Source organism: Winogradskyella maritima (assembly GCF_042650215.1).
In the GTDB taxonomy this organism is placed as follows: Bacteria; Bacteroidota; Bacteroidia; order Flavobacteriales; family Flavobacteriaceae; genus Winogradskyella; species Winogradskyella maritima.
This window is the reverse complement of sequence record NZ_JBHSAT010000004.1, coordinates 207,024-223,561: the sequence shown is the minus strand read 5'-3', so window position 1 is coordinate 223,561 and position 16,538 is coordinate 207,024. Positions and strand designations below refer to the sequence as shown.

The 16,538-nt window shown below is 38.1% G+C and carries 13 protein-coding genes; 9 read left to right on the top strand and 4 right to left on the bottom strand.

The genetic code is table 11. The features are described from left to right. The first annotated feature begins 5 nt into the window (after positions 1 to 5). The 8 genes from ACFOSX_RS01990 to ACFOSX_RS01955 all read left to right on the top strand — a co-directional run bounded on the left by ACFOSX_RS01990 (position 6) and on the right by ACFOSX_RS01955 (position 12,504). Positions 6 to 2,234 (top strand): patatin-like phospholipase family protein, encoded by a 2,229-nt coding sequence (locus ACFOSX_RS01990; protein ID WP_386096492.1) that lies wholly within the window; start codon positions 6 to 8, stop codon positions 2,232 to 2,234. Between the two features lie 202 nt (positions 2,235 to 2,436). Then, positions 2,437 to 3,591, top strand: a complete 1,155-nt coding sequence (locus ACFOSX_RS01985) for a homogentisate 1,2-dioxygenase (protein WP_386096490.1) — start codon at positions 2,437 to 2,439, stop codon at positions 3,589 to 3,591. Positions 3,592 to 3,740: 149 nt separating this feature from the next. Continuing rightward, entirely contained in the window at positions 3,741 to 4,898 is a 1,158-nt protein-coding gene (gene hppD, locus ACFOSX_RS01980; RefSeq protein ID WP_386096489.1) for a 4-hydroxyphenylpyruvate dioxygenase, read from the top strand. 139 nt (positions 4,899 to 5,037) lie between these two features. Continuing rightward, positions 5,038 to 5,832 carry a DUF3108 domain-containing protein gene (locus ACFOSX_RS01975; RefSeq protein WP_386096487.1) on the top strand — a complete coding sequence of 265 codons (795 nt, stop codon included), beginning with the start codon at positions 5,038 to 5,040 and terminating at the stop codon, positions 5,830 to 5,832. 9 nt (positions 5,833 to 5,841) lie between these two features. Further along, complete coding sequence (locus tag ACFOSX_RS01970) at positions 5,842 to 6,774, top strand: tryptophan 2,3-dioxygenase family protein (RefSeq protein WP_386096485.1); 933 nt, start codon at positions 5,842 to 5,844, stop codon at positions 6,772 to 6,774. Positions 6,775 to 6,796: 22 nt separating this feature from the next. Beyond that, a complete protein-coding gene (locus ACFOSX_RS01965) occupies positions 6,797 to 8,083 on the top strand; it encodes a M23 family metallopeptidase (RefSeq protein WP_386096483.1) in 1,287 nt (428 codons plus the stop codon). 1 nt (position 8,084) lies between these two features. Further along, positions 8,085 to 9,728 carry a glucose-6-phosphate isomerase gene (gene pgi / locus ACFOSX_RS01960; protein WP_386096481.1) on the top strand — a complete coding sequence of 548 codons (1,644 nt, stop codon included), beginning with the start codon at positions 8,085 to 8,087 and terminating at the stop codon, positions 9,726 to 9,728. A 163-nt stretch (positions 9,729 to 9,891) separates the two neighbouring features. After that, a complete protein-coding gene (locus ACFOSX_RS01955; protein WP_386096479.1) occupies positions 9,892 to 12,504 on the top strand; it encodes a TonB-dependent receptor in 2,613 nt (870 codons plus the stop codon). A gap of 74 nt (positions 12,505 to 12,578) precedes the next feature. Here the strand turns inward: ACFOSX_RS01955 and gldD are convergent, their stop codons facing one another. The 4 genes from gldD to mutY form a co-directional block, all read right to left on the bottom strand. Continuing rightward, positions 12,579 to 13,154, bottom strand: coding sequence for a gliding motility lipoprotein GldD (gene gldD, locus ACFOSX_RS01950; protein ID WP_386096477.1), 576 nt, complete (start codon positions 13,152 to 13,154; stop codon positions 12,579 to 12,581). 1 nt (position 13,155) lies between these two features. Beyond that, a complete protein-coding gene (locus tag ACFOSX_RS01945; RefSeq protein WP_386096475.1) occupies positions 13,156 to 14,466 on the bottom strand; it encodes a gliding motility-associated protein GldE in 1,311 nt (436 codons plus the stop codon). A 16-nt stretch (positions 14,467 to 14,482) separates the two neighbouring features. After that, a complete protein-coding gene (locus ACFOSX_RS01940) occupies positions 14,483 to 14,929 on the bottom strand; it encodes a single-stranded DNA-binding protein (RefSeq protein ID WP_386096473.1) in 447 nt (148 codons plus the stop codon). 77 nt (positions 14,930 to 15,006) lie between these two features. Then, the gene (gene mutY, locus ACFOSX_RS01935; RefSeq protein ID WP_386096471.1) at positions 15,007 to 16,053 is read right to left on the bottom strand and encodes an A/G-specific adenine glycosylase; all 1,047 of its coding nucleotides are present in this window, start codon (positions 16,051 to 16,053) and stop codon (positions 15,007 to 15,009) included. A gap of 133 nt (positions 16,054 to 16,186) precedes the next feature. On the opposite strand from mutY, the gene ACFOSX_RS01930 reads away from it, so the two are divergent. Then, positions 16,187 to 16,477: an HU family DNA-binding protein gene (locus ACFOSX_RS01930; RefSeq protein WP_386096469.1), complete on the top strand. Its 291-nt coding sequence runs from the start codon at positions 16,187 to 16,189 to the stop codon at positions 16,475 to 16,477. The last annotated feature ends 61 nt before the right edge of the window (positions 16,478 to 16,538 follow it).

Sequence of the window (16,538 nt, the reverse complement as noted above, 5' to 3'; positions counted from 1 at the left end):
TAAACATGAAATTTAAATTAATCCTCATAGCGATTGTCTTATTAAATGTTGGCCTTAGCCAGGCACAAGTGACCACTACTGAACCTAAAGTAGGACTTGTCCTCAGCGGTGGTGGTGCTAAAGGTTTTGCACATATTGGCACCTTAAAAGTTATTGATAGTTTGGGTATCAAAGTTGATTATATCGCCGGAACAAGTATGGGCGCTATTATTGGTTCGCTCTATGCTTCAGGCTATTCGGCGAAGCAGTTAGATTCTTTGTTTAGAACTATTGATTTTGATGCAGTTATCAATGACCAATTTTCTAGGGCTTCCAAATCCTTTTACGAGCGTTCAAATTTTGAAAAATATGCGCTCAGTTTACCGTTCAATGATTTTAAAATCAGTTTACCTTCCGGAATTTCAAGAGGACAGAATGTCTATAGTTTGCTCTACAAGATGATGATGCCTGTTAGTGAGATTAATAATTTTAGCGAACTACCCATTCCGTTTTTCTGTATGGCAACGAATGTGGAGACCGGTGAAGCGCTCCAGATGGAAGAAGGTATTTTGGCCGAAGCCGTTTTGGCGAGTGGTGCCTTTCCGTCGTTATTTCGTCCGGTTACGATTGAAGATCAGATATTAATCGATGGTGGTGTGACCAATAACTACCCGATTGAAGAATTGAAAGCCAAAGGGATGGATGTGATTATTGGGGTAGATGTTCAAGATGAATTGCGAAAGCGAGAAAAGTTGAATTCAGCTCCCGAAATATTGGTTCAGATTAACAATTACCGCACCATCAACGACATGAAACGAAAGCGTGAGCTAACCGATATCTATATTAAACCAGATATATCGGACTTCTCGGTAATTTCGTTTTCCGAAGGTCGGGATATAATAGAAAACGGAGAGCAGGCCGCTATGTTGCAACTCAATGCTTTATCTGAATTGAGAGCAAAACAGACTGGTGTAGTAGATAGACCATTGCTAAAAATACCAGAAGAGTTAACCATTAGTACGGTATATTTTGAAGGCAACCAGCGTTACACAAGGTCATACATGTTAGGAAAATTGAAACTCAAAGGCGAAAACACCTTGAGTTATGATAAGTTGAGCCAAGGCATAAGTAATTTGGTAGCTACCAATAATTTTGATGCATTTCGGTATCGATTAAAAAAACAAGAGGATGGCACCTATCGTATGAATGCTCAAGTCACCGAATCCAAAGACCGTACGTTTTTAAGAATGGGCTTGCATTATGATAATCTCTACAAAGCGGCGGCTATTGTTAATGTGTCGAGTAAGGGTCTTCTATTCAAGAATGATTTGGCATCCTTGGATGTGATTTTGGGTGATAATTCACGCTATAATTTTGATTATTTCATTGACAAAGGATTTTATATTAGTATTGGATTGAAATCTAGATACAGTCAGTTTAATCGTAATATCAATGCGCAACTGATTCTGCCTGAAGATGACCCAAGACTGAATGACATTAATAAGATTGAAGCTGAATTGCGCGACCAGACGAATCAGTTTTATCTTCAAACCCTATTTCAGAAAGATTTTGCCTTAAGTGTTGGTGCAGAACACAAGCGTCTCAAAATAAAGTCCGAAACCCTTTTAGACCCGTCCCAAGAAGGCGGTATTACCTTTGAAAACACGGATTATCTGAGTCTATTTGGTGGTTTAAAATTAGATACTTATGACAATCGGTATTTCCCCAATAATGGTGTTTCCTTCAATGGTGACCTGCATTGGTATTTGAGCGCTTCGCATTTTAACGAAAATTTCAATCGCTTCGCCATTGCCAAAGCAGATATTGGCTATGCCTTTAGTTTTGGCAAGTCGTTATCGTTTTTGGCAGAGTCGTCAGGAGGTTTTCAAATTGACGAAGGTGGCACCAATTTCTTAGATTTTGCCATTGGTGGTTATGCCAATAATTTCATTAATAACTTCGGAAGCTTTTACGGCTACGATTTTATTTCCTTAACAGGAAACAGCTTCGTGAAAGCCACATTGACCGCTGATTACGAATTATTTAAAAAGCATCACATTTTAGCATCGGCCAACTTTGCCAACATTGAAGATGATATCTTTACCACAGGCGAGTGGCTTAGTACGCCTGATTATTCGGGATATGCTATTGGTTATTCTGTAGAAACCTTTTTTGGACCCGTAGAGGCCAAATACACCTGGTCACCAGAAAACAATAGTGGCTTTTGGTTTTTTAATGTAGGGTATTGGTTTTAAAATTCTTTACTAACTTTGTGTAACTATGAAACCATTCTGGCCATACCTAAAACTACACTTACATTACCTTATTAAAAGGAATCCAGAATAAACTCGCATTGTCATTCCTGCGTAGGCAGGAATCTTTTCATTTTTTGTACCTTTAAATGCATTTGTTTATGGTTTAATACCATGACAAATCAACCTATAAACAATTATAAAAATGCCATTTTACCATAAATTAGGGCAAATTCCGCCCAAACGCCATACCCAATTTAAAAAACCAGACGGCAGTTTCTATTATGAGCAACTGTTCGGTACTATTGGGTTCGACGGGATGTCTACCAACAGTTACCACGAGCAACGACCAACTCAGGTCAAAGAAATCAAAGGGCAGTATAGCGTAGCGCCAAAAATTGCGAAGGCGAATAATATGCACTCGCTAAAGCTGAAAGGATTTCAAGTCGAGCCAGAAGAAGATTATTTGGACAGCAGAAAAACAATCTTGACCAATAACGATTGCAATATCATTTTGTCGGCACCTCAATCTTCAACGGAAGATTATTTCTATAAAAACACGGATGCCGATGAAGTATTATTCATCCACAAAGGCTCTGGAAAACTGAGAACACATCTCGGTAATCTCGATTTTAAATACGGCGACTACCTCGTCATTCCAAGAGGGATTATCTATAAACTCGATTTTGATACAGACGACAATCGTTTATTTATTGTAGAATCCTATCACCCAATCTATACCCCAAAGCGTTACCGTAATTGGTTTGGGCAGTTGTTGGAACATTCGCCATACTGTGAGCGTGACTTAAGACGACCTTATGAGTTAGAAACCAATAATGAGTCGGGTGATTTTTTAATCAAAATAAAGAAGCAAGACGAAATTTTTGATATGATCTATGCGTCACATCCATTTGATGTTGTGGGTTATGATGGCTATAATTATCCGTATGCCTTTTCCATTCATGATTTTGAACCGATTACCGGACGTGTGCACCAACCGCCACCAGTGCATCAAACTTTTGAAACGAGTGCGTTTGTCATTTGTAGTTTTGTGCCACGTTTGTACGATTATCATCCTTTGGCAGTACCAGCGCCTTACAATCACAGTAACATTGATAGTGATGAGGTGTTGTATTATGTGGATGGTGATTTTATGAGTCGAAATGACATTGCGCCAGGACACATTTCATTACACCCGGCTGGGATTCCACACGGACCGCATCCAGGCGCTATGGAACGAAGTATTGGTAAAACAAAAACTGAAGAACTTGCCGTGATGGTCGATACCTTTAAACCTTTGAAAGTGACAGAGGATGGCCTTCGGATTTCGGATGGAAAATATTATAAATCGTGGTTATAGCCTCCCCTAACCCCTCCGAGGGAGGGGAACGGATGAACTTAAAAATTGCGTTTGGAGAATATTTAATTTAGAACATAAAACAAATAAAAACTCTTTACCCCAAGAGTGAGAGTTCTTCCCCTCTGGGGAAGCTAGATGGGGCTTATAGTATGAAAGACATAAAATCAGTAGACTACGGTCTCGAAAAAATATTTGAAGGTGCAGAGGATTTCTTGCCCTTATTAGGAACCGATTACGTGGAATTCTACGTGGGCAATGCTAAGCAGGCCGCACATTTTTATAAGACAGCATTTGGATTTCAATCCTATGCTTACAAAGGCTTGGAAACAGGCTCCCGAGATGAGGTGAGTTACGTGTTGAAGCAAGACAAAATCCGCCTGGTTTTAACTACGCCATTAAACAGCAAATCGCCTATTAACGACCACATTGTAAAGCATGGCGACGGCGTTAAAGTCGTGGCGCTTTGGGTAGATGATGCCAAAAAAGCCTATGAAGAAACCACAAAACGAGGTGCGAAATCTTATATGGCTCCAGAAGTAGAATCTGACGAGCATGGCGAAGTCGTCCGTGCTGGGATTTATACTTATGGCGAAACCGTTCACATGTTTGTGGAACGAAAAAATTACAACGGTCCATTCTTGCCAGGCTTTAAGACTTGGGAGAGTGATTACAATCCAGAGCCAGTCGGATTAAAATATATTGACCATATGGTCGGAAATGTCGGCTGGGGACAAATGAATACTTGGGTTAAATGGTATGAGGATGTAATGGGATTTGTGAACTTCTTGTCCTTTGATGATAAGCAAATTCATACCGAATATTCCGCTTTAATGAGTAAAGTGATGAGTAATGGTAACGGTCGCATCAAATTCCCAATTAACGAACCGGCAAAGGCCGCCAAAAAATCACAGATTGAAGAATATTTGGATTTCTATGAAGGTGCTGGTGTACAGCATATCGCTGTGGCTACCGACGATATTATTCATACGGTGGAACAATTAAAGTCTAGAGGGGTAGAATTTTTACCGCCACCACCGCAAGCCTATTACGATGATATTCCAAGAAGATTAGGAGAACACAGGGATATGATGAAAGAAGACATTGCCGAACTACAACGATTATCCATTTTGGTGGATGCCGATGAGGAAGGTTATTTGCTTCAGATTTTCACCAAACCTGTGGAAGACCGCCCAACATTGTTTTTTGAAATCATTCAACGTATGGGCGCCAAAGGCTTTGGTGCAGGAAACTTTAAAGCCCTGTTTGAATCTATTGAGCGCGAACAGCAGAAGCGGGGGACGCTATAAAACTTCATAATTTCAGTTAAAACACCATCAATCTTTGATGGTGTTTTATTCTTTTAATACTTTTGGAATAGTAATTGCAAATCATACTATAACAACAATAAAAAGTAGATTATAGAGTTACTTTTGCAATACCTACGTTATGAAAAAAATTACACTTTTAGCGGTATTAATATTTGGTCTTCAGTTTTCTGTAGCGCAAACCCAATCGGCGTTTCAGGAAGGTGAATGGTTTAAATTCCGAATGAGTTATAGCGGCTGGCTTAAAGCCGGTGAGGCTACTTTAAATATTAAAAAGAAAACGCTTAACGGAAAACCGGTGTACCATGTCATCGGTAAGGGAAAAACCACAGGATTAATCAATGCCTTCTTTAAGGTGAGAGACCGTTACGAAAGTTATTTTGATGCACAGACCGGATTGCCTTATAAATTCATCCGTAAAATTGATGAAGGCGGACACACCAAAGACATTGAGATAGATTTTAACCACGCCACTAATAAGGCCTTGGTACATAATAAAAAGCACAATAAAAAGAACACGGTAGATATTCATGAGAATGTACAGGATATGGTGTCTGCTTTTTACTATCTTAGAAACAACTACGATACCGATAAAATTAAAGAAGGCGATGTGGTGAAACTAAGTATGTTTTTTGATGAGGAGAACTATCCCTTCAGACTTAAATACTTAGGGAAAGAAACTATAAAAGTGGACGTTAATGGTAACAAAGTTAGGGTAAAAACTCTAAAGTTTAGACCTTACGTTATGGCCGGACGCGTGTTTAAGGAAGAAGAAAGTTTAACCCTTTGGGTCAGTGCAGACGATAATAAAATTCCACTAAAGATTAAGGCCGATTTAGCCGTTGGTTCCTTGCGGGCCGATTTAGAATCCTTTAAGGGTTTAAAACATTCTTTTGAAGTAGTGGTGAAGGATTAAAAACAATACATGACCGACCAACCGAATTACGACGATATTCTAAAACAGCTTCAAGAGAAGTACACCAAAATAGACCAAGACACGGATGACCACCTATTTGGTCTTTTGTATAGCAAACCCATTACCTACTGGGATTATATACAAACCGATGCGCTTTTAAGTCTTCAAACGCAACGGACGACTTTGCCAGACGAGATGGTGTTTATCGCCTATCATCAAATCAACGAATTGCTCTTTAAAATGATACTTTGGGAAATATCCCAAGTCGCCGAAAAAGAGACTTTAGACGTAACGTTTTTTGAAAGTAAAATAATGCGTGTTAGTCGTTATTTTGATATGTTAACCACCTCTTTCAATATTATGCGTGAAGGCATGGAGGTAGAACAGTACATGAAGTTCCGTTACACGCTTACTCCAGCAAGTGGTTTTCAGAGTGCACAATACCGTTTGATTGAATTCGCCTCTACCGAATTGATTAATCTAATCGATTACAGATTCAGAAAAAATATAGATAGAGACACGCCTTTTACACATGCCTTTGAGCATTTATATTGGCAAGCCGCAGGAAAGGACCATAAAACTGGCAAAAAATCCACACTTTTAGTTAATTTTGAAGCGCGTTACAAAGACGAGTTTTTAAGGTTTATGGAAACCTACAACACCAAGAATTTGTACACGCGTTTTAAGGAGTTACCAGCAGAAGACCAAAAAGATGAAGATTTGGTCAAAGCCATGAGGCATTATGACTATACGGTAAACATAAAATGGGTCATGGCACATTACAATGCCGCCAAGCATTACATAGATAGTGGCATTGGCGATGGCGAAGCAACGGGAGGCAGTGATTGGAAAAAATACATGCATCCCAAATACCAGCGCCGCATCTTTTTTCCAGACCTATGGTCAGCAGAGGAATTAGAGCATTGGGGAGAAAATGTATAACTAATAAATAGACGAATAGAATTTGAAACGATTAATAGCCCTAACCTGTATAACTGTTTCAATTTTTGCATGTAAGAACGAGCCTTCCGAACCCTTACAGGAAGAGATTGCAGTAGTTGAAGTAAAACCGAATGTTGAATTTGGGTTTAATCTCGATGATTATACCGTAAAGCGAGACACCGTAAAAAGCGGCGATAGCTTTGGTGAGATTTTAGAACGAAACCGACTGGGATATCCTGAAATTTTTCAGATTGCCGAAAAAACTAAGGACTCGTTTGATGTCAGGCGATTAACTGCCGGAAAACCTTATACTATTTTATTTTCTAAAGATAGCCTTCAAAAACCAGAACGTTTTATTTACCAACCGACCAAGGAAGATTATGTGGTGGTGAGTTTAACGGACTCCATTCATGCTTATACCAAACGCAAGCCCATAACATATATTGAAAAAGAAGCGTCTGGTGTAATTCCTCAAGGAAGCGGGATTTCCATGGTGATGCAAGAAAAAGGACTGAGTCAGTTATTGGCCAACAAAATGGCGAATGAAATATTTGCTTGGACCATTGATTTTAACCGCGTGCAACCTGGCGACCGATTCAAGGTGATTTATACCGATAAATATATCGATGACAGTATTTATTCCGGCGTAGACCGAATTAAAGCCGTTTATTTTGAGCACAATAAAGAACCCTTTTACGCTTTTGAATTTGAAACCGATTCGGTAAAAGGTATTATAGATTACTTTAATCATGAAGCTAAAAATTTACGACGCGCTTTTTTAAAATCGCCCTTAAAGTTTGGACGTATTTCTTCAAAATATGATTTGAAGCGTCGGATTGCACATTATGGTTATCGTGTTAAAGCCCATAGGGGGACGGACTTTGCCGCAGCAAACGGCACACCGATTTTGGCAACAGCCAACGGAACGGTGACCAAAGCTAGCTACACAAGAGGCAACGGTAAGTATGTAAAATTGCGACATAATGCAACTTACGAGACGCAATATCTGCATATGTCTCGCCGTAACGTAAAAGTTGGGCAGTTTGTAAAACAGGGCGATGTCATAGGTTTTGTAGGCAATACTGGAAGTTCAGCAGGAAACCACGTCTGCTATCGCTTCTGGAAAAACGGTAAACAAGTAGACCCGTTTAAGCAAAAATTGCCTGAGGCCAAACCGATTTCAGACAGCTTGAAGGCTCAGTTTTTAGAGTACATTTCCCCAATTAAGTTTCAATTAGACAACATCACTGTGGTTGAGGATGTGATTCCTGCAGAGGAAATACAGCCTGAGATTTCAGAAATACAATAGCATGGCATTAGCACGAAAAAATCCAACAATGACCAAGACTTGGTCGAAATTACAAGCGCACTTTTCGGAAATAGAACAACAACATTTAAGAACATTGTTTTCTGAAAACCTGAACAGAGCAAATGAGTTGTCCTTGGCTTGGGATGATTTTTATGTGGATTTTTCAAAAAACAGAATGACGTCACAAACGCTTGATTTATTAATTGATTTGGCCGAAGAACTTAATTTGAAAGAAGCCATTTCAAAATACTTTCAAGGAGACATCATTAACGAAACGGAAGGTAGAGCTGTATTGCACACGGCTCTGAGAGCTGATAAATCCTTGGAAGTCTTCGTTAATAGCGAAAATGTGATTCCGGGAGTTTATGCTGTTCGTGATAAAATGAAAACCTTTTCTGACGCTGTTATTTCTGGCAGTCATAAAGGGCATACAGGCAAAGCCATTACCGACATTGTAAATATTGGGATAGGCGGTTCGGATTTAGGTCCGTCCATGGTTGTGGAGGCTTTAACCTTCTATAAGAATCATTTAAACACTTATTTTGTAAGCAACGTTGATGGTGACCATTATTATGAAACCATCAAGGATTTAAATCCTGAAACGACTTTGTTTATTATCGTTTCTAAAACATTTACGACTCAAGAAACTCTGTCTAATGCTATTTCTATCAGAGAATGGTTTTTAAAATCCATGCCCAAAGAATCTGTTGCAAAACACTTTGTGGCGGTAAGTACCAATGTTGAAAAAGTAAAAGCATTTGGAATTGATGAAAACAATATCTTTTCTATGAGAGATTGGGTCGGTGGACGGTTTTCATTATGGGGGGCTGTGGGCCTATCTATAAGTTTAAGTGTTGGGTTTAATAATTTTGAAAGCCTTTTGAATGGAGCCAAAAAAATGGATAATCATTTTAAATCTTCAAATTTTGAAGAGAATATCCCTGTGATTTTAGCCTTGTTGTCCGTATGGTATAATAATTTTTTTAATGCTGAAAGTCAGGCTGTGATTCCTTATACCCAATACCTCAATCAATTTACGACCTATTTGCAACAGGGGATTATGGAGAGTAACGGAAAGTCTGTAGATAGAGATGGCAACCGTGTTAACTATGAAACCGGCAATTTGATTTGGGGGGAACCTGGCACCAACTCTCAACACGCCTTTTTTCAATTGATTCATCAAGGAACTAAATTGATTCCTGCGGATTTTATTGGTTTTAAATCATCCTTAAATGGTAACAAAGACCATCACGATAAGTTAATGTCTAACTACTTTGCACAGACTGAAGCTCTGATGAATGGTAAGACTAAAGATGAAGTACTTTCTGAATTACAAAACTCTGGACTATCAGCTTCAAAAATTGACCGATTAGTCCCCTTCAAGATATTTGAAGGCAACAAACCAACGACCTCTATTCTTATTGATAAATTAACGCCTGAAAGTTTGGGTAAAATCATCGCCATGTATGAGCACAAGATTTTTGTAGAGGGTATTATTTGGAATATTTATAGCTACGACCAATTTGGTGTAGAACTCGGAAAACAGTTGGCAAAGAGCATTTTGTCAGAGTTAGAAACGGGTGATTTTATTAACAAGCACGATTCTTCAACCGAGAACCTTCTTAAACAGTACAAAAATCAATAGTGTTTTTGTTAAAAACCAATAAGATATCTTGTGATTTTAACTTGATGTCTGTTTTGATTTGAATTATATTGTAGTGTTAAAAATATTAACATTTTGGTAATATTACACATTAATTAATGTGTACATTTGCCGAAAATTAAACAATCAAATAATTTTCTAACACATGAAAAAATTTACTCAAGGTTTATTAGTGGTTTTAGTGGCGTTGTTTTCGATGTCTGCTATCGCACAAAGTACACTTACGGGAAAGATCTTTGATCTTGAACTAGAAGGCCCATTACCTGGGGCAAACATTATTGAAGTTGGTACTTCGAACGGAACTACGACCGATGCAGATGGGAACTTTACTTTAGCTACAATAGCTACATCGGGGCAGATAGAAATATCTTATGTTGGTTTTAAAAGCGTAATTTTAAAATTTAGCGGTAACAAAAATTTTGGGACAATCAACCTTGCCGTTGACAACTCCTTAGATGAAATTGTAATAGTTGGTACAGGTATTGTTGACTTAGCAGAAGATAGAAAAACACCTGTTGCCGTTTCTACAGTAAGAGGCAAAGACATTCAATTGAAAATTGCTGGAAATGCTGAATTCGGCGAAGCTATTAAAAACACACCTTCTGTATACGTTTCTAACCAAGCAGGTGGTTTTGGGGATAGTCAGATTTTCTTGCGTGGATTTAATGATACAAATACTGCATACTTGTTAAATGGTCAACCTATTAACGGTATGGAAGATGGTCGGATGTATTGGTCTAACTGGTCAGGTATGGCAGATGTTGCTAACGCTGTACAAGTTCAAAGAGGTTTGGGGTCTTCTAAGCTTGCTATTTCTTCTGTTGGTGGAACTGTTAACATCGTTTCAAAAACAACAAACAGAAATGAAGGCGGTTTTGTTCGCTTTACGGGAGGTAATGATAGTTACATCAAAACCACAGCCTCATACGATTCTGGTCTTAAAGAAAATGGATGGGCGTTTTCTGTATTATTAGATCACTGGCAAGCTCACAGAAAGTATTCTATTGGAACTGCTGGTCAAGGGCAAAACTATCTATTCTCAGTTGGCTACAAACCAAATGAAAAGAATACTTTTAATTTCTTGCTAACTGGAGCTCCGCAATGGCATGACCAGAATTTCTCGGAAGATTTAGAGTTTTACGAGGAGTATGGAGAAAAGGCTAATGACAATTCAGGTTTTTACAATGGAGAGCGTTTTTCAGAAAGACGTAACTACTACCATAAACCAGTGATGAACCTTAACTGGGATTTGAATATAAATGATGGTTTAGACTTATCTACAGTGCTTTACGCCTCTTGGGGACGTGGAGGGGGAACAGGAAACCTAGGACGTGGAAGAATCAGAAACCAAGATGTTGGAATCTTCGGGGTTAACGAAAGAGAGATTAATTTTGATGCCATTGAAGAAAACAATATCGCTACTGCAGATGCTAATGGAAATGGAAATTTTGGTGACTCTTATTTAAGACGAGCTTCAGTTAATAACCACAATTGGTACGGATTACTTTCTAATTTGAATATTGAAACTAACGAGAACTGGACATTTAATGTTGGTATTGACACACGTTTATATAATGGTATCCACTTTAGACAACTTATAAACAAGTTTGGTCTTAACGGTTACCAAGATAATTTCCGTACAGATCGACCAAATGATTATGTGATTACAGAAACATTTGAAGCTGATCCTTGGGCTGCCTTATTCAATTTTGCTGACGACGACCAGAGATATGATAGAAACTACGAAGAATTCATCAATTATGTCGGAGGTTTTGGGCAGGCTGAATACGCAACTGATAACTTTTCAGTATTCGTGCAAGGTGCGCTTTCAACTCAATCTTATCAAAGAGAAGGATTTTTTACTGGTGTTGGTGATGGCTTAGGTAAGTCAGAAAAACTCAATAAAGTGGGATATCAGATAAAAGGTGGTGCATCTTATCAAATTAATGATCAACATGCAGTTTTTGTGAACGCAGGGACATTCTCACGTCAACCATTCTTAGATAATGTATTCGCCAATATTAGATATTCTAATGCATTGGTTGAACCAGAAGTTGAAAATGAAGAAATTCTTGGTCTTGAAGGAGGATACCGATTCCAAAACAATACATTTAGGGTAAATGTTGATGTCTACCGTACTGATTGGGGTAACAGATTCTTAAGCTTTGGGACAAACCTTCCATTAGATGAGTTTGGTATCTACAGATTTACAGATGTTACCCAAATTCATCAAGGGGCTGAATTTGATTTCGAATATCGTCCATTGGCCTCAAGTTTTACATTTAGAGGATACGGTTCTATTGGAAACTGGAAATATGAAGGTTCAACGCCTTTTACACTTCAAAACGATGATACTGGAATTTTCCTTGAAGAAAACGGTGAAGTGAACCTTACAGATGTGAAAGTTGGGAATGCGCCTCAAACATCTTTTGGAGCTGGATTTAGAGTAGAGCTTTTTGAAGGTTTGTCCGTTGATATGGACTATAATATTTTTGCGGATCTTTATGAGTTTGTGGATGTAGAAGATGTAGTACAGGCTGCCTTAGATAATGAAAAGTATGAGTCGGTTAGATTACCATCTTACACATTAGCCGACGCTGGTCTAACTTACCGTTTTGACTTAGGTGAAAATCGAGTAACATTTAGAGCTAACGTATACAACTTATTTAATGAAGCTTATATTAACCAAAGAAATGCATTTGGTTATTACTTAGGTATCGGGAGAACTTGGAACGCAAGTTTGAGATACAACTTCTAGTAGTAAGATACTATCAAATCAACAAAATGCCCATCAATCGATGGGCATTTTTTATGTTTGAAAAAGATTAATTTTTAATCTTCCCACTCCAAACTCTCCATAATGCGTCGAATATCATTTTTTAGATAAACGGCTGCCGGATAAATAGAATCGTAATTAGGTTTGGCATAGAAATATAAAGAGCCACTTAAAAAGTGATTAATGCTATCTGTAGCATAGAATTGAGATTGAGATGCTGCATTACCTCCAACTTCATAAAACATACCGTACACACGTTTCTCATTATTTTCAAAGAGGTTGCCGTCTATAGCATCAGCTTTCAATGTATGCTTTTGAGTGAGTGTTTGCGCATCTCGCAGTAAGTCAATAAGATTAGAATCATTTACCTTTTTATATGTTAGATAAATAGTCCCCTTCAACTTTGGGTATTGAATAGTGACATCAAAAGAAGTGCCTCCGTTTTTGGACTTGACTTCAGTAATAGGGTTTGATTCCTGGTTTTTTTCAAATGTGAAAGGTGCATCAATAGAAGTGCGCTGATACTTAGGCGTAGGATAGTCCAAACGCAAATAGGCTGAAGGTTTAGGTACTGGGTCGTCACCACAGCTAAACACAAAAAGTAGGGCCAAAGGCATTATCAATTTCTTCATATTAGAGGTCTAATAGCGTTACTTTTATCTGTTTGATACGTTTACGTTCCATGGCTTCTACCTTAAAAACGAAATTCTTGAAATTTATTTTACTATTCACCCTTGGGAAACCACCAGAAATTTCAAGCACAAAACCAGCAAGGGTTTCGGCTTCGCCTTTCTTGGCTTCAAAATCTGAAGGGTCTTCCAAATTAATAATATCATAGAAATCCTTTAAAGCGGTTTTACCTTCAAAACGGTAATTGTGCTCGTCCAGTCGGGTGTAGATTAAATCGTCGTCATCATATTCATCACTTATGTCACCCACGATTTCTTCTATAATATCTTCAAGTGATACCAATCCAGAGGTACCACCATATTCGTCCACAACAACCGCCAAATGCACTTTTTTAGTCTGAAATTCTTCCATTAAGTCATCCAACTTTTTGTTTTCAGGCACAAAAAATGGTTCTCTTAATATCGTAGTCCAGTCAAACGTAGTATCGTTGATAAAAGGCAGTAAATCCTTAACGTATAGAATTCCGGTTACGGTATCAATATTATCTTTATATACAGGAATCCGTGAGTAGCCATTATCGACAATTTCTGGCATAATGCTTTCAAACGAGGCTTCAACATTTAAGGCGAATATATCCATCCGAGGGCGCATCACTTGTTTGGTATCGGTATTTCCGAAGGAGACAATACTTTGCAGTATACGTTGTTCCTCCTGCGTAGTATCTTCTGAGTCCGTGAGTTCCAACGCTTGGGAGAGTTGGTCTACGCTAATACTAGACTTTTGCTTGCCTAACGTTTGGTGGATTTTTAAGGTTAGATAGCGCATTGGCATACTAATCGGTGAAAATAATACATCCAAGACCTTAAGCGGTTTCGCTAGAGCTGTAGCAAATTTTACACTATTTCGGCTAGCATAAATCTTTGGAAGAATTTCTCCAAAAAGTAAAATGAGAAAGGTGGCCACAACCACATCTAATACAAAGCGCAGCCAATCAACGGTTACGTTTTTAAAAAGCGTGTCGCCAATAAAGGCAAACAGTAATACAATAGCGATATTAATAAAGTTGTTGGCGACAAGAATTGTTGCCAGTAATTTTTTAGGACGTTCTAGCAATTTTGAAATCAACTCCATCGCTTTGGAGTTACCTTCAACGCCCTCATTAATCTGTGTTTTAGTTAAAGAAAATAAGGCGACCTCTGCGCCAGAAATCATGGCAGAGCAAAACAGTAAAAGAATAAGCACAACTATGCTTATTACAAAAGAGGTGTCGGTAGAAACTAAGGTTAGTAAAAATCGCGAGGGTTCGGGATCCAATTCGGTTCGGTTTTAGTTAAAACGGTAAATCATCGTTGCCTTCATCCATAGGGTCATTGATGGTGGCAGACGGTTCTGAAACATTGGGTTGCGGATTTGGTTTTTGCCCACTGCTATTTTGTTCATTCTTATTGGTTAAAAACGTAAAGTCGTTGCACTGAATTTCTGTAGAATAGCGTTCCATGCCTTTGTCATCGGTCCATTTTCTGGTTTTAATTCGGCCTTCAATATAGACCTTGTCGCCTTTGGTTAGATACTTTTCGCAAATTTCTGCGCCTTTGTTTCTAACAACGATATTATGCCATTCGGTATTGGATATACGCTCGCCAGTTTGCTTGCTCGTATAAGTTTCGTTGGTTGCTAAAGGAAAACGGCCCACGCAATTTTTATCATCAAAATAATGCATTTTAACCTCGTCGCCGAGGTGGCCAATAAGCATAACTTTATTTAGGGTTCCAGACATAATCTATGGTTTTGAGCGCGCAAAAATACGCATTTGTTTAAGGTAACTTTAAAAGTAATAAAAAAATGAATGGCTTCTTAATCTTTGTTTATGAATCGTTTTAAGAAATCAGCAATCAAGACCGGAACAGGATAATCCTTCAAAGATGTCAAGGGAATTCCCTGGTCTAGAGTACCTTCAATTTCAACAATCCAAAACTTGGTATATAAATGTTGATGCGACAGTTTATGGATGATGTCTTCAGAATTATATAAACTATAATCGAACGTGTACTTTTTTAATTTTGAATAGTTGTTTTCAATGTCTGAAAACTCTTCAGATTGAAGAGAGCGTTCACTTTCCACTAAAGGGAACTGGTATAGATTTTGCCAAATGCCCTTTCCTGTACGCTTTTCGAATATTGTGTTGTTTTCAGAATCGATAAAAACCAAATAATTAAAGAATTTTTGTTTCACCTTAGTCTTCTTCAATTTTACGGGTAAATTGGACACTTTCCCTTTATTAAAAGCCAAACAACTAGCTTGAAGTGGGCAAAACATGCAATCTGGATTCTTCGGTCTGCATTGGCGCGCCCCGAATTCCATAATAGCCTGATTAAAAGTAGCAGGTTGTTTATGGTCAATCAATTCCGTTGCCAACGCCTTAAATTCTTTTATGCCCGCTGTTGAATTAATGGGCGTATCTATACCAAAGTAGCGAGAGAGCACACGGTATACGTTGCCATCCACCACAGCAGTTGGTTCTCCAAAGGCGATAGATGCAATGGCACTAGCCGTGTAATCGCCAACGCCTTTCAATTTTATAAGCTCTGAAAAGGTACTAGGGAAAACACCATCCAACTTCTCAACAATGTGTTTAGCTGTGGCATGAAGATTGCGTGCTCTAGAGTAGTAACCGAGGCCTTGCCATAATTTTAGTACGGTCTCTTCAGGCGCTTTTGCCAAATCAATAACGGTAGGAAACGCTTCAACAAAACGGTTATAATAGGGTAAACCCTGATTGACTTGGGTTTGCTGTAGAATGATTTCGGACAGCCAAATAAAATATGGGTTTTTGGTATTGCGCCATGGTAAGTCGCGCTTATTAACTGAATACCAATTGATTATGGTTTCTGAAAAATTCATTCAAAAGTTAAATTATTGGAAGCAAAGTAAGGGTTTATAGGCTTAAATTTTAATCATTTACGCTTGAAATATTGAATATAAATTACATATATTTGCAACCCTTATAATTAATAGTAACCCTAAAAGAATAAAAATGACAAAAGCTGATTTAGTAGCTAGAATATCCGACAAATTGGGTATAGAAAAAGGTGATGTACAAGCAACTGTAGAATCCTTTATGGAAGAAGTAAAAACATCTCTTGAAAGCGGAGATAACGTTTACTTAAGAGGATTTGGAAGTTTCATCATCAAAACAAGAGCAGAGAAAACGGGTCGTAACATTTCTAAGAATACGACGATTAAGATTCCTGCACACAACATTCCTGCATTTAAGCCTGCAAAAGTATTTTTAGAAGGCGTTAAATCTAATGTTGAAGTTAACTAAACGTAGTATAAACGATATATTAATTTAAAAAAGCATTATTTATGCCAAGTGGTAAAAAAAG